This is a genomic window from Stenotrophomonas sp. SPM, from assembly GCF_003105135.1.
Taxonomy (GTDB): domain Bacteria; phylum Pseudomonadota; class Gammaproteobacteria; order Xanthomonadales; family Xanthomonadaceae; genus Stenotrophomonas.
Genome location: NZ_QETL01000001.1, coordinates 286,877 through 303,973 on the forward strand (window position 1 = coordinate 286,877; position 17,097 = coordinate 303,973).

Genomic DNA, 17,097 nt, shown 5'->3' on the forward strand with positions numbered 1-17,097 from the left:
TGCAGGGCGTCGCCATCATCGGCGGCGGCCGGGTTCATGCCACCGCTGTTCACTGGCCGCCCACCACAACGTGCAGCTGCAGCGTGGTGCCGTCATCCAGATACAGCGGGAACTGCAGGCCCGCCGTGCCAGCGGCCAGCCCCTGCACCGCCTCGCGCGGCAGCACCAGCCTGCAGTAGGTGCCCCCGTCCAGCAGCACCGCCTGGTCGCCCCCATGCAGGGACAGAGCCGTGCCCCAGCCCCCATTGCCCCCGAACCGGGTCATGTTCTCGACAGTCTCGCCGGCCAGAAGCTGGCCCAGGTCGGCCTCGTCCAGGCCCACCTGCATATGCTGTTCCTGCAGCAGGACCTTCATGCGACAGGCTCCAGCAAGCGGGACATGGCCAAGGGGACAGCAGGGACGTGGAACATGGAATCAATTACCAGACAACATTCGTGGCCACCATTAAACCGCACTCAGCCGTTGTAGAGTCGAGCCATGCTCCACTGCGTTTGCCTCCGCCACGCCCACCACCCAGACCCCGACCATGCCCAGCACCCGCAACGGATTGCCTGCTACCCGCCTCCTCATACCCCTGCTCCTGCTCGCCTCCAGCGCGCACGCGCAGACCCCACCGGCCGACATCGAAGCGCGCATCGCCCGGGTCGAGCACGGCCTTTCCAGCCGCATCGTGGTCAAGGGCCACGCGAGCCAGGAAATGACCCTGGCCGAGCGCATGGCCTTCCACGATGTGCCGGCGGTCAGCATCGCTCTCATCAACAACCAGCGCATCGAATGGGCACGGGCCTACGGCGTGCTTGAGCCGGGCAGCACCCGCGCGGCCACGCCGGACAGCCTGTTCCAGGCCGGCTCTGTCAGCAAGACGGTTGCCGCCGTCGGCGCGTTGCGACTGGTGCATCAGGGCCGCCTGTCACTGGATGCGCCGGCCAATACCCTGCTGCAGCACTGGAAGATCCCCGACAGCACGTTCACCGCGCAGCAGCCGGTCACGCTGCGCGGGCTGCTCAATCACAGCGCGGGCATCAGCGTGCACGGCTTCCTCGGTTACGCGCAGGGCGAGCGCCTGCCGACCCTGCTGCAGATCCTCGATGGCGTCGCCCCGGCCAACTCCGATCCGATCCGCGTCGAGGCCACGCCCGGCAGCGCCTGGACCTATTCCGGCGGCGGCTACACCGTCGTCCAGCAGATGATGGCCGACGCTGGCGCGCAGCCCTATCCGCAGTTGATGCAGCGCCTCGTGCTGGGGCCGCTGCAGATGCGCGACAGCACCTATGCCACTGACCTGCCGCCTGCCCAGCGCGCGCGTGCGGCCCATGCCCACCCCAGCGATGGCCAGCCGGTGGCCGGCGGTTGGCGGGTCTATCCCGAAGCGGCGGCGGCCGGGCTATGGACCACCGCCAGCGACCTTGCCAAGGTGGTGCTTGAGATACAGAACAGCGGTAGCAGTGCCCCGGGCAAGGTGCTGTCCAGCGCGATGGCCACGCAGATGCTGACCCGCGTCAAGGGCGACTACGCGCTCGGCCTGTATGTCGAGCCCATCGGCAGCGGCACCAGCTTCGCCCACACCGGCGGCACCCACGGCTTCCGCGCCCAGATCTATGGCTACACCCACACCGGCCAGGGCATCGTGGTGCTGACCAACAGTGACGGGGGCGCCGCCCTGGTCGATGAGATTCTGGTAAGCGTGGCGGCCGAGTACGGCTGGCCGGAGTTCCAGATCGTCGAAAAGCCCGCGATGGCCGCCGACGCCGCGCTGAATGCCGAGGTGGCCGGTGACTACGTGCTTATGGACACGCCCGCTCGTGTCACCCGCGAAGGGGATCGCCTGTACTTCCAGAGCGACCTGTTCGGTGCGCGGCCGATGGAGCTGTTCCGGCAGTCCGGGCGCGAGTACTTCACGACGGCGGAGGACATGACCATCGTCTTCCCGTTCGCGACGGCAGGCCGGGTGGCCGGCTTCGAACTGAAGCGCGGTGCCACCACCTACCCTGCGACCCGCAAGGAGTAGCCACTGATGCGCCTGCTGCATCGAATGACGATTCCGGTCCTGCTGGGTGTCGTCTGCGGGTGCACCCCACAGGCAACGACGCCACCAGCGGCCGCCGCCAGCGAGGACCCGCTGGCCATCGAAGACAACCCACCGAATGCCGAGGGCCAACCCATGCTGGATGATCTTGCCCGTGTGGTCCGCGACGCCGACCGCATCGTGGTCGTTGAACATTCCTACCGGTATGACACCAACGAAGGCATCAACAGCGACACGCCGCCCGCCGAGCGCAGATACCGCGACATGGTGCTGGCCAACGCTGACAAACAGTCGTTCCTCGCCACGCTGGAGGGAATCGATCCCTATGTAAGCATGTGGACTGCCGCCTGCATCTTCGAGCCGCATCACCGCTTCGAGTTCTACAAAGGGAACAAGCGCACCCACACGCTGGAGGTCTGCTTCCAGTGCAACCAACTCGAATGGGACGGCGCGAAGCATCCTGTTCCCCAGGCGTTCTACGCGGGCTTGGCGCCCTTCATCCAAAGCCTGGGCATGCAGCCGGAGCGCGACTGGCAGGCCCTCGCCCGGTTGTAGAGCCGAGCCATGCTCGACTGCACCGCCCGGCCGCCGTCACCGACGCGCGTTGGTGGCGCGGCGAGCCGATCTGGGTCAGCGCCGAGAAAGCCGGGTGCGCACGGCCACTTGGTCGTGGCCCGGCAGCGAGGCCGCGATCCAGGGCGTGCGGCCCAGCCAGTAGCAGGTCTACGACCGCAACATCGCGCTGGAAGACCGCGTGCAGACCGTGCTGGACTGGCTGGCACAGACCGGTGCGCAGGCGCCGCGCCTGGCGACGCTGTACATGGAAAACGTCGACAAGGCCGGCCACACCTACCGCCCGGAGTCAGCCGAGTACCGCGAGGCGATCCAGCGCGCCGATACCATCGTCGGCCAGGTGCGGGAAGGCCTGGACGCGCGGGGCTTGGCCAGCGATACCAACATCGTGCTGTTGTCCGACCACGGCATGGGCGAACTGCCGGAAGGCCACGTGCTCGACACCGAACGCATGGTCGACCCGACCGTTGCCGTGGCCACCAGCGTCGGCCAGCCGGTCGCCTTCCAGGCCAGACCCGGTCGCGCCGGCAGGACCATTGAGGGTTTCGACAACGTGGATGTCTACCCGCGGCTGGCCCGCCTGCTGAACGGGCCGGCGTCCGCCAATGACCCGGACACGTTTGACGCAGTTCTGCGCCGAGGCATCGAGGCCCCGGCACGTACCGGGGCCGCACAGACACTGGCCGAGCAGTCGGTCGCCGAGGTGCTGGCCCAGCGTGACCGCTTCCCCACCCCGGGACAGGTAGATGCGTTGATGAGCCGTCACCCCCAACCGGGCATCCGGGAGCATATGCATGTCGGCATAACCGCCGGGCTGGCGGGCGCGTACGACGAGGCTCGCCGGCACTTGGCCCTGGCCGCTGAGGAAAGCCAAACAGCGCCATGGGTCGATGTGCTGAAGCGACGCTGTGCCGAGCTCACGTCACGACTGCAACCCGGCGGCGGCTTCGAGGCAGAGATCGCCGCCATCGTGGCGCGCACCCGCCGCGCGGTCGGCCTGCCGGAGTGGCGGTCGTCACCCCTCAATCCTCCCGGTTGATCACACCGAATCGCCCCTTCGTCGCACAGCGGTGTTCCCTAAGCCGGAACCGGGCTACGGTGCGGATTGACCCGCACAGGACTGCACCGACCCATGCACCGCTGGCTTCTGCTCGCCCTCGCCACCCTGCCCTTCACCGCTGGCGCCATCGTCATCCGCAGCGATGTGGATGACAGCGCCTACCGCGTTCCGGCCTCCGCCTTCCCGGCCCTGGCCGACATGCCCGGTGAGGGCCACGGCGTGCTCATCGCGCCGCGCTGGGTGGTGACCGCCGCACACGCCGCGCCGATGGAGGGCATGGATGCCGAGGTGCAGATCAACGGCCAGGCCTACCGCGTCGAACGCGTGGTCGTGCATCCGGGCTACCGGCGCCTGCCCGTTGCACTCGGCCAGGCGGCACTGGCCTCCGGCAACCCGGGCCCGATCCACGCCTTTCTCGCCGCCTCCGATGACATCGCGCTGATCCAGCTGGCCACGCCGGTCAGCGACGTTACGCCGGTTCGCCTCTATCGCGGGCAGGACGAAGCGGGAAAGATCGCCACGCTCGTGGGCAAAGGTGCCACCGGTACCGGCCTGGCCGGGCTGCTGCCAGGTGCGCCTCACCGGGGCGAGCTGCGCCGCGCGGAGAACGCGGTCACCGGCGGCAACGACCGCTATCTCTGGTATCGCTTCGATGGCCCGGGCGACGGTCTGCCGCTGGAAGGCGTGATAGGCGGCGGCGACAGCGGCGGCCCGCTGATGATCCGCGACCGCAATGGCTGGCAGCTGGTCGGTCTGGGCTCGTGGATCACGGCCGTGCCGGAGCATGCGCTGGAAGCGGGGTTCTACGGGCAGGTGGTGCACAACGTGCGCATCTCGCGCTATGCCGGTTGGATCGACAGCGTGATCGACGACGAGTTGTCGCGATCGCCTCGCTGAGGACACATGTCGGCGGCGTGCAATGCAGACGCCTGTCGCAATTTGCACAGGTGCCTGCGACACCAACGGCAGCAAGGGTTTTGGCGGCTTAACAGCGCTGCGAAAATGCTGGAAGCGACGGGGTTTGCAGTCGATCTGCAACCTGTCTGATCGGCACCTTGAGATAGCGCGGGTACGACTGACCTGCCACCGAAAAAGGGTGGCCGGGTTTCGAATCCCCGTGACTCAGTAGGTAATGTTTGCGCTTGCCAGTCGGCGTCACTTCGCGTGGCGCCGGCAGGCAATCCGTCTGCCGGCCATGGCGGGCGGTGCGTGGGGGCTTCGCGCCCACCAGCCTATGCCTACAGCTGTCCCGGGATTCGAACCACGTACCGCCCGTCACCTCTCTGCGTGGCGGCTTCCGCCTGTCCTGCATGGCGTCACCCACATGACCACATCCAAGTTCCCCTGACCGCTTGATCGCCCCGCCCCGGCCAACACCGAGGATGCCAACGAACCCCGCATCCCCGGCTTCATCAACACCCTGCACCGCATCGGCGCTGGCGCGGCCGCCGACGGCCACCCCTGGTCCGAACCGCAGCTGCGCCTGGGCCGCCGCATCGCCCTTGCCGACACGGACTGCGCACTGGCTGGCCTGCGCATCGTGCAGGAACTGGTACTCGCCTCCGAGCGCGTGCGCCAGAGCGGCGGCACCGGCTGGTCGATGCCGCCGTTTGGACAGCGGCGCTGGTTGCGGGCAGACTGGCCCGGGACGCAGCAGCAAGGGATCGATTTCATGGACGAATGTGGTTTGCCTGGGCAGGAACGCGGGGCCTCACGGTCTGCGCCCGTGCTGCGCCGGATCGGCAACGCGCTGGCGCTGGTCATCGGTGGCTGCACCGCCTGGCGATGACTGCACTGGCGTTGTTCGCTGGCGCGCTGTGCTTCTGGCCACAGGCACGGGCAACGCCCTCGCCCACGGCGCAGGCGGCCGTCGTGGTTTTTGCGACCCTGCTGGCAGTGCGCATGTACCTCGGCAGACGCAGACGCAGGCGCGACGACGATGCTGGTCGCGGCTTGCTGTAGAGCCGAGCCATGCTCGGCTGCGTTTCGATTGGCTCATCCGAGGCGCCGCATGCTAGATTGGCGCCGGTGCCACGAGGCACATGAGGTCGGATGCCATGGATGACCGCACCACCCGCCCGCTGATGCGCGCGCGCCTCGCCGTCGGGCGCTTTACCCTGCTTCTCTGTGCAGGCCTGCTGGCCGCCGGCCATGCCGGTGCGCAGGCAACCGCGCACGCGGAGGACGTCAAGGCCATCGAACAGGTGCTGGAAACCTTCCGCACCGCGCTGGTCAACAAGGACAAGCCTACCTACATGAGCCTGTTCTTCTCGGACAAGCCCGAGGACATCGGCTGGCAGTTCGTTTCCGAGGACGTGCGCCTGCAGGACATCCGCAGGACCAAGCCCGACGCGATCAAGGCGCGGCAGATTCCCTCGAACAATTTCATCTCGCTCATCGACAACGCGATTGCCTCGTCCACGCCGAAGGAAGAGGTTTTCTCCAACCCTAAGATCGAAACCGATGGCGACGCCGCCCCGCTGACCTTTGATTACACGTTCCTGTCCGATGGCGTGAAGCAGAACTGGGGCAAGGAGATGTGGCAGCTGATCCGCACCGAACAGGGCTGGAAGATCTTCTCGGTGATCTATTCGGTGCGTGACGAGCGCAGCCCGGCCGCCGAGTGATCTGTAGAGCCGAGCCATGCTCGGCTGCCTTTCGCTCTTCTGTAGAGCCGAGCCATGCTCGGCTGCGGTCTGCGCGAACCAGTCGAGCATGGCTCGACTCTACAAAAACAATGCAGTCGAGCATGGCTCGACTCTACAACAGCGGAGCCGTCGACGTTACTGGCGCGAGCTTTCCAGCTGCGTGGTCAGCAGCCGCGTCAGGTTCCTGCGTGCGAAATACCCCTGCAGCTGCGCGGCCTTGATGGTTCTGGCCTTCAATCTCGGCGCGCCATCGTCGCCATATTCAATGCGATAGCAGCGCGAGGCGCCGCACAGCTCGGCCTGGCTGGCGGTGACTATCACCACGGTGATCTCCAGGCTGGTGAAGGCGTTGCCGGTCTTGATGTCCGGGTTCTCGGTGCCGGCGCGGTCGATGAGGGTGCGGAACCGGCCAAGGTCGCGCTCACCGCCGCTGCTGAGGGGGCCGACATTGGTGGCGCGGCGGATGTCCTCGTCTTCGCTGGGAGTGCCCTTACTCCAGTGCTCGGTACGCTCGGGAATGACCGCGCGCACGACCGTGCCGTCGGGCTCGATCAGGTCGATCACCACGTCAAGCAGGTACACCGGCTCCAGGCCGAGGTTGGTCACAAAACAGTGCGCGTCCAGGTTGCGCCCCGCACCGGAGGTGATGAGGATCGAGGGACGCTGCTGGCGGCGGTAGCTGCGCAGGAAAAAGTTGAGGTAGACCACCCATATCAGGGCGGTCACGCAGGTCATCACCGCGGTCAGCAGCGGTGCGAAATGGAGCAGGTTCTGCAGCATCCTCGGTGAAACTCATGGACGTGGGGAGGCCCATGGTCGCGGTTGCGGTGCTTGTGGGTTGTGAAGTGTTCGGCTTCGATGCGGCGCGCGAGCATCCACGCATGGCGTGGATGTTCATGCGCGCGACCGGGCGTGGCCCTTGTTGCAGCGGAACACTGCACCTACCATCGGACCGCCCTTTCCCTATCCCCGCCCCGATGACGACCTTCGCTGAACTCAACGCCGCCCAGCTGGCCAACCACGCCCTCAACATCTTCATCGCCGAGGGCCGCCACATCGAGGGCGCGCGCGTGATCTACCGTGCCCTGCAGCTCGACCCGCATCAGCCCGATGCGCTGCGCAGCCTCAGCGATTTCCACGCGAACTCCGGCACCGAAGCCTTCTCGGCCGCCACCATGGAATACGCCCTGTCCGGCGCGATCGATCTGGATCCGGAAGAACGCCAGAAGCTGGAAGCGCTGCATTTCCTCGACATCTGGACCTGGGGCTTCGCCCGTCACAACTCCGGCGAAGCACAGCTGGGCGCCGAGGCCTTCAAGAACCGTGACGACTTCGAGGTCGACCACGCCGCCTACGCGGCCTTCCTCGGCACCATCGTGGAGCCGGCTGGTTCGCTGCAGGCTGCCTTCGAGGCCGCGCACCGCCTGTCCGGCCTGATGGCAGGCTTCCTGCAGCACGACGGCAATGACGATCCGGACCTGGACGATGTCCTGCGTGGCGAGGGGTTCGTTGAAACCGCCGAGTACCCGCAGTGGCTGCAGTCGTCCACCGATGACCTGGACGCACTGGACAAGGCCATCCAGGAGCAGCGCCAGAAAGGATGATCCGGCGCGACGGCTGCGCCCTGCCTTCGTAGAGTCGAGCTTGCTCGACTGCTTCTCCAACAGCAGTCGAGCAAGCTCGACTCTACAAGAGCGAGCCCGGCGTTACGTCATTGGGCGAGCGCGTAATCCAGGCCGGCGCACACCGCCGCCACCTGGGCGTCGTTGCATTCCTGCGGGTTGGTACGCGGGCTGTCCGGGTAGACCTCGGTGGTGGTGGCATAGCGGGCGTCGGTGAAACCGGCGCACGCACCGATCGAACGCGACTCGCCCCAGACCACGCCCGTCGACTGCAGCGGCAGGCCCACCAGGTTGCCCTCGGCGTCTGCCGGGGCGATGTGGGTGATCGGCGCAACGGCCTCGATCAGCGCTTTCTGGAAGCCGTGCTGCGGATCTTCGCTGTTCCCGATCACGTAGAAGCCATCGGGAATGGTGTCACGCTCGAACGGCTTGCCGTCGCGGGCGCAGCGCGCCGGGTCGAACTCGTGCAGGTCGCTGTCGGTGGTCTCGTGCAGGTCCAGGTGCACGCGGATGTCGGCCTTGCGCTCGGCCACCCAGCGCATCAGCGACGCGGCTTCCTCGATCAGGCCGCCGTCACGGAAGCTGCGGTTCGGGTCGATCGCATCCGGGTTCCAGCGCTGGATGCGCTCGTAGCCCCAAGGGCTGACGCACGGCGCCACGATCAGGTTCATCCGGCCCAGGTAGCGCTCGGCCTGCGCTTCCAGGAACTGCAGGGCGCCATGCACGCCGCTGGTCTCATACCCATGCACGCCGCCGGTGACCAGGGCGGTCGGCAGCACCGGGTTCCAGTCGTGGTTGACCACGGCAAACAGCGGGTAGTGGTCCGGGGCATAGTCGAGCTGGCCGTACTGGATCACGTCGAAACCGTCGTCCAGGCGCTCCAGGGCGGCCACCACATCATCGTGGTAGCTGCGCTGGCGCTGCTGGGCGGCCCGCCACTGTGCGCGTTCAGCATCGCCCCAGGGCTGGCCGGGGGTACCGATGGGATAGAACGGCGCGAGGGTCATGCAGGAGCTCCAGAAGGTCCAGTTGCGTTAGTGCAGCCGACCATTCTAAGCCGTCTGCCCGCCCCGGCCGAGACCCTCCCCTGCCATGCCCGCCACGGGCCACCCGCCCCCTTCATCCAGAGGCGGTCATCTGGTTGTAAAATCAACGGTTTTTGGCCCCTGGCTACTTGATGGCGAACGCCGCGCAGCCGGTCCTGGGTGGACCGGAGTTCCTCCGCCTGCTTGCCCGTCTCAGCGACGGTGCGATGCCGGCCAGCAGTCCCGCCCTGACCGATCGCCTCGGCCAGTGGGTGGACTGGAGCCGTGCCGTGGCCCTGTCCGGGGCGCTGGACGGCCGCCTGCCCGAACCGGGTGAGGCCGCCGAAGCGGTGGAGGACCTGCTGGCCGACTGCGCCCAGGCCGAGTCCAGCCTGCTGGCCTCGATCCGCGAGGATGCCGAGGCCGAACGCCTGCTGGACCTGGCCGAGGCCGCCGCGCAGGCCAACTTCGCCTCGCTGCGCCAGCGTTACCGCGTGCTGCAGCAGGCCATCCAGACCGCCACCGGACGCCTGCGCGGGCGCCTGCGCGACCAGCTGGTGCAGGCCTCGCCGGAGCTGGCGCGGCTGGCCGAGGTCGACGCGGTGATGGAACAGACCCTGACCCCGCGCGAGCACAGCCTGCTGGCCACCGCGCCGTCGGTGCTGGCCGCCCGTTTCGAACGCGTGCACGGCCAGCCCGGCTGGCGCGCGTCCTTCCGCAATGACATGCGCAACCTGCTGCTGGCCGAGCTTGAACTGCGCTTTCACCCGATCCACGGGCTGCTTGCAGCCCTGCGCTCTCACTGACCGGAACACCATGTCCAGAACTGCATTCCATGTCGTTGTTTTCCTTGTCGGCCTGCTGGCCGTGTGCTGGATCGGCATCGGCTACGTGGCGGTGCACCCGCTGGGCGCGGCGGTGGCGGCGATCATCGCGGCCTGCTACATCGCCGGCGGCGTAGAGCTGTACCGCTACCGCCAGGCCAGCAACGGGCTGCGTACCGCACTGAACGACCTGGGCGCCGCCAACGACGCCCTGGCGCCGTGGCTGGAGCGCGTACCGGTGGGCCTGCGCAACGCCGTGCGCCTGCGCGTGGAAGGCGAGCGCATCGCCCTGCCCGGCCCGGTGCTGACCCCCTACCTGGTCGGCCTGCTGGTGCTGCTGGGCATGCTCGGCACCCTGCTGGGCATGATGGATACGTTGCGCGGCACCGGCCTTGCGCTGCAGAGCGCCACCGACATGGCCGCCATCCGCGGCTCGCTGGCCTCGCCGGTGCAGGGCCTGGCCGTGGCCTTCGGCACCTCGATTGCCGGTGTCGCCAGCTCGGCGATGCTCGGCCTGCTGTCCGCGCTGCTGCGCCGCGACCGCCTGCAGGTCGTGCAGCAGCTGGATCGCGCCATTGCCGGCGAGCTGCACCCGTATTCGCAGGCCTGGCAGCGCGCCGAGTCGCTGCGCCTGCTGCAGGCCCAGTCGGCCGCGCTGCCCGCGCTGGTGGACCGCCTGCAGGCGATGACCAGCGCCTTTGAGCAGCACAGCACGGCCGCCAACGAGCGCCTGCTGACCGGCCAATCCGACTTCCTCACCCACAGCCAGGCACTGCAGGAACGACTGGCGGTTTCCCTGCAGCAGTCGCTGCGCGAAGGCGCCGAGGCCAGTGCCGCCGCCATTGCCGGCGCGCTGCAGCCGATGGCTGAGACCACGCTGGCAGGGCTGGCCAACCATGGCCAGGCACTGCATGCGCGCGTCGAGAGCGCCGTGCAGCAGCAGCTGGCCGGCCTCAGCGAAGGCTTCGAGCGCAGCCGCGTGGCCACCGAGGCGAGCTGGGCCAGGATCATCGCCGAGCAGACTCAGGCCCAGCAGGCACTGGTGGCTGATCTGCGCCAGCACCTGCAGGCCTTCAGCGAGGGCCAGGGCGCACAGGCCGAGACGGTACTCGCACGCATCGGCGAGCGCCTGCAGGCCGACGCCGCCGGCAACACCGAGGCGTGGCGTGCTGCCGCAGAACAGCAGCAGGCCGTGAACGCTGCGCTGGTGGAGCGCCAGCAGCAGGCACTGCAGGCGGTCGGTGCACAGCTGGATACGCAGGCACAGGCGCTGCTGCAGGCATTGGACGAGCGCCATGCCGCGGGCCAGTCGCTGCTGCAGGATCACGAGGCGCAGCGTTCGCAGGACTGGCAGGCCGCACAGGCCGCCGCCGCCAGCGCGCATGCCGAACTGCAGGCGGGCCTGGATGCACGCGAACAGCAGCGCCAGGCGCGCTGGGATGCGGTGGCCGCCGAGCTGCAGCAGGCGCACGTCGCCCTGCAGGCCCAGCTGCAGGCCGGCGACGAACAGCGCCTGCAGCAGTGGAGCACGGCACTCGACGCCATTGCGCAGGGCCTGGCCGAGCGCCAGCAGCAGGTCTGCGAGACCCTGGCCAGCACCGCACAGCAGATCGGCGAGAACGGCCGCGAACAGGCCAGCGCCACCCTGGCCGAAGTCTCCACCCTGCTGCAGACCGCCGCCGACGCCCCCAAGGCCGCGGCCGAGGTCATCAACGAACTGCGCAGCACCCTGTCCGAGAGCCTGGTGCGCGATAACAAGATGCTGGAAGAACGCGGCCACCTGCTGGCCACCGTGCAGACGCTGCTGGAAGCGATCAACCACGCCTCGTACGAACAGCGCAGCGCCGTGGATGCGCTGGTGGGCGGCTCGGCCGAGCTGCTGGAACGCGTCGGCAGCCGCTTCACCGACCACATCGCCGCCGAGACCGGCAAGCTCGACGGCATCGCCGAGCATCTCAGCGGCAGCGCAGCGGACGTCGGCCAGCTGGCCGGCACCTTCGGCGCCGCCGTCGAGCAGTTCGGCGCGGCCTCCACCGAACTGTCCGGGCGCCTGGAACAGATCGGCGGCGCGCTGGATGCTTCGCTGGCGCGCAGCGATGAGCAGCTGGCCTACTACGTGGCGCAGGCGCGCGAGGTGGTCGACCTCAGCCTGCTGTCGCAGAAGCAGGTGATCGAAGAGCTGCAGCAGCTGGCCGCCCGCCGCGGCAAGGCCGGCAGCGCATGAGCGACGAACTGGAGGTCGACGGCGGCTCACACGCCCCGATCTGGGCGGCATTCGGCGACCTGATGTCGGTGCTGCTGGGCGCCTTCGTGCTGATCCTGGTCGGCGTGGTCGCGGTGCAGCTGGAACTGTCGCAGCGGCTGGACCAGGAAGTGAAGCAGCGTCAGGCCGAAGCCAAGCGCCTGCAGACCCTGGAACAGGCGCTGGCCGGGCCCTTGGCTGCCGGTCGCGTGACCCTGGTCGATGGCCGCATCGGCATCAGCGGCAGCGTGCTGTTCGCACTCAACTCGGACCAGCTGCAGCCGGAAGGCCAGGAGCTGCTGCGCAGCCTGGCGGCGCCGCTGGCGGCGTACTTGGGCTCGCGCGAAGAGATCCTGATGGTCAGCGGATTCACTGATGACGCGCCGATCCGCGATGGCAACCGCCGCTTCGCCGACAACTGGGAGCTGTCCGCACAGCGTTCGCTGACGGTGACCCGCACGCTGATTGCCGATGGCGTTCCAGCCGATGCGGTGTTTGCCGCCGCGTTCGGCAGCGAGCAGCCGGTCAGTTCCAATGCCGATGAAGCCGGCCGCGCGCGCAACCGCCGCGTGGAGATCGCACCGATTCCCAAGCCGAAGGCCGCTGATGGCAAGTAAGCCGCAGACGCCGCGGGAAGGCCTGCGCGCACTGGTGCGCGACCTGGATGCCGGCTCGCGCAGCCTGGCGCATTACCCGCAGGTGCCGATGCTGGACCAGGTGCGCCGCGAGTGGAGCGCGCTGCGCAGTGAAGTGCAGGTGCGCCGTTCGCTGCGCGCGGAGGCCCCGGCCGATGGCGGCCCGTTGAATTCCGCAGTACTGGTGCAGCGCATGCTGGACACGATGCAGGCCACCAGCCCCGGCTACCTGCGGCACTTCATCGACTACATCGACACGCTGTCGTGGCTGCAGGCGTTGCAGGATTGCGCGGCGAGCGCCGCGGATACCGCGAAGCCCAAGCGCACGCGCAAGCCCCGTACCGCGGGCTGAGCGCTCCTGTAGAGCCGAGCCCACGCTCGGCTCCATCCAGATGCAGCCGAGCATCGGCTCGGCTCTACAGTTCGTCACTAAACCGCAGATGACAATGTCACCAGACAGTCATCTATGTAGCGCACCATTTTCACGTTGACCACGCGGCGCCTGCAGCGCCAGCGGTCGCATCCGTTGTCTCCCCTCCCGAACTCCATGAGCTCCGCACACATGCGGTGGCTCGTGCCTGCCTGAGTGTCTGCAACATGACGAAGACTATGTTGGCCGCCGCGCTGTCCATCGCGCTTGCTCCCGCGGCCTGGGCGCAGGACGCTGCCCCGACCTCCAGCACCGCCTCTGCGACCGACCTTGACGCCGTCTCGGTGATCGGCAGCGGTGAAGCGCGCCAGGTGCAGCGCATCACCCGCGAGAACCTCGACATCCTGCCGCCGGGCACCAGCCTGCAGAAGACCCTCAACCTGCTGCCGGGCGTCAACGCGCAGTCGGCCGATGCGCTCGGCACCAACGAACAGTCGATGACCCTGAGCCTGCGCGGCTTCAACTCTACCCGCCTGGGCTACACCCTGGACGGCGTGCCGCTGGGCGATGGCGCGTACAACAACTACAACGGCCTGACCATCAACCGTGCGCTGATCAGCGAGAACATGGCCCGCGCCGAACTGGCGGTGGGCATCGGCAGCCTCGGCACACCGTCCACCAGCAACCTCGGCGGCACCATCTCCTACACCTCCGACCGCCCGGCCAAGGAACTGGGAGGCCGCGTGGTGCAGACCTTCGGCAGCGATGCCAACCGCCGTACCTTCGTGCGCGTGGACAGCGGCGAGTACAACGGCTTCTCCGGCTACGTGTCGGGCATGAACGCCGTGTCGGACCTGTGGAATGACCAGACCGCCTACAACGAATCGACCACCAGACAGTTCAACGCCAAGGGCATGTGGAACTTCGACGGCGGCCAGATCACCGGCTTCGTCAACACCTCGCGCACCAGCCAGGCCGACTACTTCTACCTGTCCAAGGACGAAATGGCGCGCGGCCTGGGCTGGGACTGGGGCGGCTATGCGCCGGACTGGAACAAGGCCGTGGCCAAGGCCTACTGCAACACGGCCAGCTTCAATGCCAGCAAGTGCGACAGCAGCGGCCCGGACAAGGACGCCGACGGCGCCTTCACCGCCGGCCAGATCCTGCGCGATGACAACCTGTACTACCTGACCGGCGATTTCTTCATCGCCGATGGCTTCAGCCTGCGCGCCGTGGCCTACCACCACGACGACCGCGGCGAAGGCCACAACTGGAACAGCGGCGCCTACTCGCACAAGGGCACCGCGCAGGAAATCCCGATCATCTTCCGCAACACCATCTACACCATCGACCGCGACGGCGGCACCCTGTCGTTCGATTGGGACCTGGGCGCGCACCGCATCGAAGGCGGCGTCTGGTACGAGCGCAACACCAGCAGCGCCGAGCGTTACCAGACGGCGGTGGACGGCCCGCGTGACATGAGCGGCATGAACACCAGCCAGGCCGACACCGGCGTATTCGCCCAGCGCACCCGCTGGAAGACGCACCAGTTCTACCTGAAGGACACCTGGCGCCTGCTCGACGATCGCCTGACCCTGGAGTTCGGCGCCAAGAGCCCGCACGCCACCTCCGATGCGGAGGCCCTGCCGGGCGATGCGAAGACGCCGATCCCGGCCAGTTCCAACAACCAGTTCGCGACAGGCACGCTGAAGGCCAGCAAGAACTTCCTGCCCAGTGTTGGTGCCAACTTCCGCATCACAGACCACCACGAAGTGTTCGCCAGCTACGCCGAGAACATCGCCATGTTCCAGGGCGGCTTCAAGCTGGGCCCGCAGGCCGTGAGCCAGGCCACCTGGAATGCGCAGGGCAACCTGAAGCCGGAAGAATCGCGTTCGATCGAAGCCGGCTACCGCTTCGTCACCGACACCCTGCAGACCTCGCTCGCCGCCTACAGCGTGCGCTTCGACAACCGCCTGCTGCAGTACAACCCCTGCGACTCGCGCCAGCCGGTGGGCCCGACCTGCGGCAACCGCTTCTACAACGTCGGCGGGGTCGACAGCCGTGGCGCCGAACTGACCGTGCTGTGGACCCCCAGCGAGTACTTCAGCTGGTACACCTCGGCCTCGCTGAACCGTTCGACCTACGCCTCCAACTACGTGCAGGCCGGCGTCGAGCAGCAGATCAAGGGCAAGATCCAGACCGATACGCCCAAGCAGCTGCTGGCCACCGAGATCAGCTGGCGTGACAACGGCTGGTTCGCCAGCCTGCGCGGCAAGTACACAGGCGAGCGTTTCTACACCTACACCAACGACCAGGGCTTCGGCGGCTTCACCGTCTTCGACATGGCCGGCGGCTACGACTTCGGCCAGGTTGGCTTTGCCAAGGGCGTGCGCCTGTCGGTAAACGTGACCAACCTCACCGACAAGCGCTACGCCAGCAACCTGGATTCGAGCGTGTTCGCCGCCAGCGATCCGACCGGCAAGCTGTACGTGTTCCATGCGTCGGCGCCGCGCCAGGTGTTCGGCACCATCGACGTGCGCTTCTAAGCCAAGCGCCTTGACCGATCCCGAGGAGTCCACCGATGTTTGCTACCGCCCTGTTGCTGGTCGCCCTCTCCGCCAGTGGATATGCTGCCCCGCATGAAGCCAGCGGCGCGCCGCCGCGCACGCTGCAGCTGGGCGGCCGTACCTACGTGGACAAGGGGCTGGTCGCAGCCGGGCGGCTGCCGGCGGGCACGGTGGACTTCCTCGGCGATACGCTGGGCTCGTTCTCCTCGCTGGCGGTGCAGCCGGGCACCTGGAAGCGCACCGCCAGCGGCTACGAGGGCGTGCTGTGGACCCTGCCCGACCGCGGCCGCAATGATCCCGAGGCCGGGCTGTTCTATGACTATGCCGGCCGCGTCGAGCGCATGCGCCTGCGCATCGACCTGCCTGCCGGCACGCCAGGCACGGTCACCCTCGTGCCGGACAAGGGCGTGGTGCTGAAGGACTTCAATGGGCAAGCCTTCACCGGTGCAGACCCGGGTGAGCACACCGTCGCCCAGCGCGAGTTGGTGCTGCCCTCCCCGGCCGACGGCGTGGGCGCGGGCAAGGTCTCGCTGGACGCCGAATCGTTGCAGTTCACCGCCGATGGCCATTTCTACGTGGGCGATGAGTACACCGCCAATGTCTACTACTTCGATGCCCAGGGGCAGCTGCAGGGCGTGATCGTCCCTCCCGTGGCGATCCAGCCTCGCACTGATGGCAAGCCTGCATTTGGTTCGCTGGCACCGCCGCAGAGCGGCCGCCGCAACAACCAGGGCTTGGAAGGCATGGGCCTGTCGCCGGACGGCAGCCGCCTGTTCGTGGCCCTGCAGAGCGCCACCCTGCAGGACAGTGCCAAGGGCAACGCCGCGGGGCGGGTCAATACCCGTGTGCTGGTCTATGACGTGACGACCTCGCCGACGCCGCAGCAGCCGATGGGCCATTACGTAATGGCCCTGCCCGCCTACGCGCACGACGGCAAGGGCAAGCTGGACCGCACCGCCGCGCAGAGCGAACTGCGCGCCCTGGATGCCAATCGCTTCCTGCTGCTGGCCCGCGATGGCAACGGTCTCGGCAAGGACGGCGATGACCCGATCATCTACAAGTCCGTGCTGCTGGTGGATGTGGCCGAGGCGAGCAATCTGGCCGGCACCGCGTATGAGACCGGCACGGCGTCGGTGCTGGCCGACCCTGCCAGCACGGTGTTGAAGGAAGGTATCACCCCGGCACGCAGCGATGAACTGCTGAACCTGCTGGATCGCCCCCAGCTGGCCCGCGTGGGCCTTGACCTGGAGACCGCGCGCGGCCCGCATGCTGGGTTGCTGTCGGAGAAGTGGGAAGCGATGGACGTTCTGCCCGCGCTCGATCCGCAGCACCCGAAGGACGTGCTGCTGCTGATCGGCAACGACAATGACTTCATCGCCCGCCACTGCCGCATGCAGGGCGAATCCTGCGACAGCGCCTACGACAACGACAACCGTGTGCTGGTGTACCGCCTGACCCTGCCGTAAGACATCGCCGGGCATGGCCCGGCGCTACCGGATCAATC

15 protein-coding genes and 1 pseudogene are annotated in these 17,097 nt (G+C 67.8%); 13 read left to right on the forward strand and 3 right to left on the reverse strand.

The annotated features are described in order from the left end of the window. Nucleotides 1-49 precede the first annotated feature (49 nt). Complete coding sequence (locus DCO49_RS01265) at nucleotides 50-355, reverse strand: hypothetical protein (RefSeq protein WP_116862433.1); 306 nt, start codon at nucleotides 353-355, stop codon at nucleotides 50-52. Between the two features lie 172 nt (nucleotides 356-527). Here DCO49_RS01265 and DCO49_RS01270 point away from each other — a divergent pair, with 172 nt between their 5' ends. The 6 genes and pseudogenes from DCO49_RS01270 to DCO49_RS01295 all read left to right on the forward strand — a co-directional run bounded on the left by DCO49_RS01270 (nucleotide 528) and on the right by DCO49_RS01295 (nucleotide 6,287). Beyond that, a complete protein-coding gene (locus DCO49_RS01270; protein WP_116862434.1) occupies nucleotides 528-2,009 on the forward strand; it encodes a serine hydrolase domain-containing protein in 1,482 nt (493 codons plus the stop codon). A 6-nt stretch (nucleotides 2,010-2,015) separates the two neighbouring features. Continuing rightward, entirely contained in the window at nucleotides 2,016-2,582 is a 567-nt protein-coding gene (locus DCO49_RS01275) for a hypothetical protein (protein WP_116862435.1), read from the forward strand. Between the two features lie 199 nt (nucleotides 2,583-2,781). Then, a complete protein-coding gene (locus DCO49_RS20410) occupies nucleotides 2,782-3,639 on the forward strand; it encodes an alkaline phosphatase family protein (RefSeq protein WP_243402611.1) in 858 nt (285 codons plus the stop codon). A gap of 93 nt (nucleotides 3,640-3,732) precedes the next feature. Beyond that, nucleotides 3,733-4,557 (forward strand): trypsin-like serine protease, encoded by an 825-nt coding sequence (locus DCO49_RS01290; RefSeq protein ID WP_116862436.1) that lies wholly within the window; start codon nucleotides 3,733-3,735, stop codon nucleotides 4,555-4,557. 502 nt (nucleotides 4,558-5,059) lie between these two features. Further along, nucleotides 5,060-5,245 (forward strand): annotated as a pseudogene (locus DCO49_RS20415) (hypothetical protein); the annotation flags it as partial. A gap of 472 nt (nucleotides 5,246-5,717) precedes the next feature. Then, a complete protein-coding gene (locus DCO49_RS01295; protein ID WP_243402612.1) occupies nucleotides 5,718-6,287 on the forward strand; it encodes a nuclear transport factor 2 family protein in 570 nt (189 codons plus the stop codon). Between the two features lie 156 nt (nucleotides 6,288-6,443). Here the strand turns inward: DCO49_RS01295 and DCO49_RS01300 are convergent, their stop codons facing one another. Beyond that, a complete protein-coding gene (locus DCO49_RS01300) occupies nucleotides 6,444-7,088 on the reverse strand; it encodes a hypothetical protein (protein WP_116862437.1) in 645 nt (214 codons plus the stop codon). 197 nt (nucleotides 7,089-7,285) lie between these two features. On the opposite strand from DCO49_RS01300, the gene DCO49_RS01305 reads away from it, so the two are divergent. Continuing rightward, the gene (locus tag DCO49_RS01305; RefSeq protein WP_116862438.1) at nucleotides 7,286-7,912 is read left to right on the forward strand and encodes a hypothetical protein; all 627 of its coding nucleotides are present in this window, start codon (nucleotides 7,286-7,288) and stop codon (nucleotides 7,910-7,912) included. A 107-nt stretch (nucleotides 7,913-8,019) separates the two neighbouring features. Here the strand turns inward: DCO49_RS01305 and DCO49_RS01310 are convergent, their stop codons facing one another. Continuing rightward, complete coding sequence (locus DCO49_RS01310; protein WP_116862439.1) at nucleotides 8,020-8,937, reverse strand: M14 family metallocarboxypeptidase; 918 nt, start codon at nucleotides 8,935-8,937, stop codon at nucleotides 8,020-8,022. 170 nt (nucleotides 8,938-9,107) lie between these two features. Between DCO49_RS01310 and DCO49_RS01315 the strand changes: the two genes are divergently transcribed. From DCO49_RS01315 to DCO49_RS01340, 6 genes are all read left to right on the forward strand, one after another. Beyond that, a complete protein-coding gene (locus DCO49_RS01315) occupies nucleotides 9,108-9,761 on the forward strand; it encodes a DUF3348 family protein (RefSeq protein ID WP_116862440.1) in 654 nt (217 codons plus the stop codon). A gap of 10 nt (nucleotides 9,762-9,771) precedes the next feature. Next, nucleotides 9,772-12,003, forward strand: coding sequence for a DUF802 domain-containing protein (locus DCO49_RS01320; RefSeq protein WP_116862441.1), 2,232 nt, complete (start codon nucleotides 9,772-9,774; stop codon nucleotides 12,001-12,003). Further along, a complete protein-coding gene (locus DCO49_RS01325) occupies nucleotides 12,000-12,638 on the forward strand; it encodes an OmpA family protein (protein ID WP_108769056.1) in 639 nt (212 codons plus the stop codon). Before DCO49_RS01320 ends, DCO49_RS01325 begins: the two co-directional genes overlap by 4 nt. Then, on the forward strand, nucleotides 12,562-13,008 hold the full coding sequence (locus DCO49_RS01330; RefSeq protein WP_243402618.1) for a DUF2894 domain-containing protein: 447 nt from the start codon (nucleotides 12,562-12,564) through the stop codon (nucleotides 13,006-13,008). Before DCO49_RS01325 ends, DCO49_RS01330 begins: the two co-directional genes overlap by 77 nt. A 245-nt stretch (nucleotides 13,009-13,253) precedes the next feature. Continuing rightward, on the forward strand, nucleotides 13,254-15,572 hold the full coding sequence (locus DCO49_RS01335; protein ID WP_116862443.1) for a TonB-dependent receptor: 2,319 nt from the start codon (nucleotides 13,254-13,256) through the stop codon (nucleotides 15,570-15,572). A 35-nt stretch (nucleotides 15,573-15,607) separates the two neighbouring features. Then, a complete protein-coding gene (locus DCO49_RS01340; RefSeq protein WP_116862444.1) occupies nucleotides 15,608-17,059 on the forward strand; it encodes an esterase-like activity of phytase family protein in 1,452 nt (483 codons plus the stop codon). Nucleotides 17,060-17,097: the final 38 nt, after the last annotated feature.

Coding starts and splice junctions, on each gene's coding strand:
- DCO49_RS01265 (WP_116862433.1), bottom strand. CDS start 355: ATGAAGGTCCTGCTGCAGGAACAGCATATGCAGGTGGGCCTGGACGAG.
- DCO49_RS01270 (WP_116862434.1), top strand. CDS start 528: ATGCCCAGCACCCGCAACGGATTGCCTGCTACCCGCCTCCTCATACCC.
- DCO49_RS01275 (WP_116862435.1), top strand. CDS start 2,016: ATGCGCCTGCTGCATCGAATGACGATTCCGGTCCTGCTGGGTGTCGTC.
- DCO49_RS01290 (WP_116862436.1), top strand. CDS start 3,733: ATGCACCGCTGGCTTCTGCTCGCCCTCGCCACCCTGCCCTTCACCGCT.
- DCO49_RS01295 (WP_243402612.1), top strand. CDS start 5,718: ATGGATGACCGCACCACCCGCCCGCTGATGCGCGCGCGCCTCGCCGTC.
- DCO49_RS01300 (WP_116862437.1), bottom strand. CDS start 7,088: ATGCTGCAGAACCTGCTCCATTTCGCACCGCTGCTGACCGCGGTGATG.
- DCO49_RS01305 (WP_116862438.1), top strand. CDS start 7,286: ATGACGACCTTCGCTGAACTCAACGCCGCCCAGCTGGCCAACCACGCC.
- DCO49_RS01310 (WP_116862439.1), bottom strand. CDS start 8,937: ATGACCCTCGCGCCGTTCTATCCCATCGGTACCCCCGGCCAGCCCTGG.
- DCO49_RS01315 (WP_116862440.1), top strand. CDS start 9,108: ATGGCGAACGCCGCGCAGCCGGTCCTGGGTGGACCGGAGTTCCTCCGC.
- DCO49_RS01320 (WP_116862441.1), top strand. CDS start 9,772: ATGTCCAGAACTGCATTCCATGTCGTTGTTTTCCTTGTCGGCCTGCTG.
- DCO49_RS01325 (WP_108769056.1), top strand. CDS start 12,000: ATGAGCGACGAACTGGAGGTCGACGGCGGCTCACACGCCCCGATCTGG.
- DCO49_RS01330 (WP_243402618.1), top strand. CDS start 12,562: ATGAAGCCGGCCGCGCGCGCAACCGCCGCGTGGAGATCGCACCGATTC.
- DCO49_RS01335 (WP_116862443.1), top strand. CDS start 13,254: ATGACGAAGACTATGTTGGCCGCCGCGCTGTCCATCGCGCTTGCTCCC.
- DCO49_RS01340 (WP_116862444.1), top strand. CDS start 15,608: ATGTTTGCTACCGCCCTGTTGCTGGTCGCCCTCTCCGCCAGTGGATAT.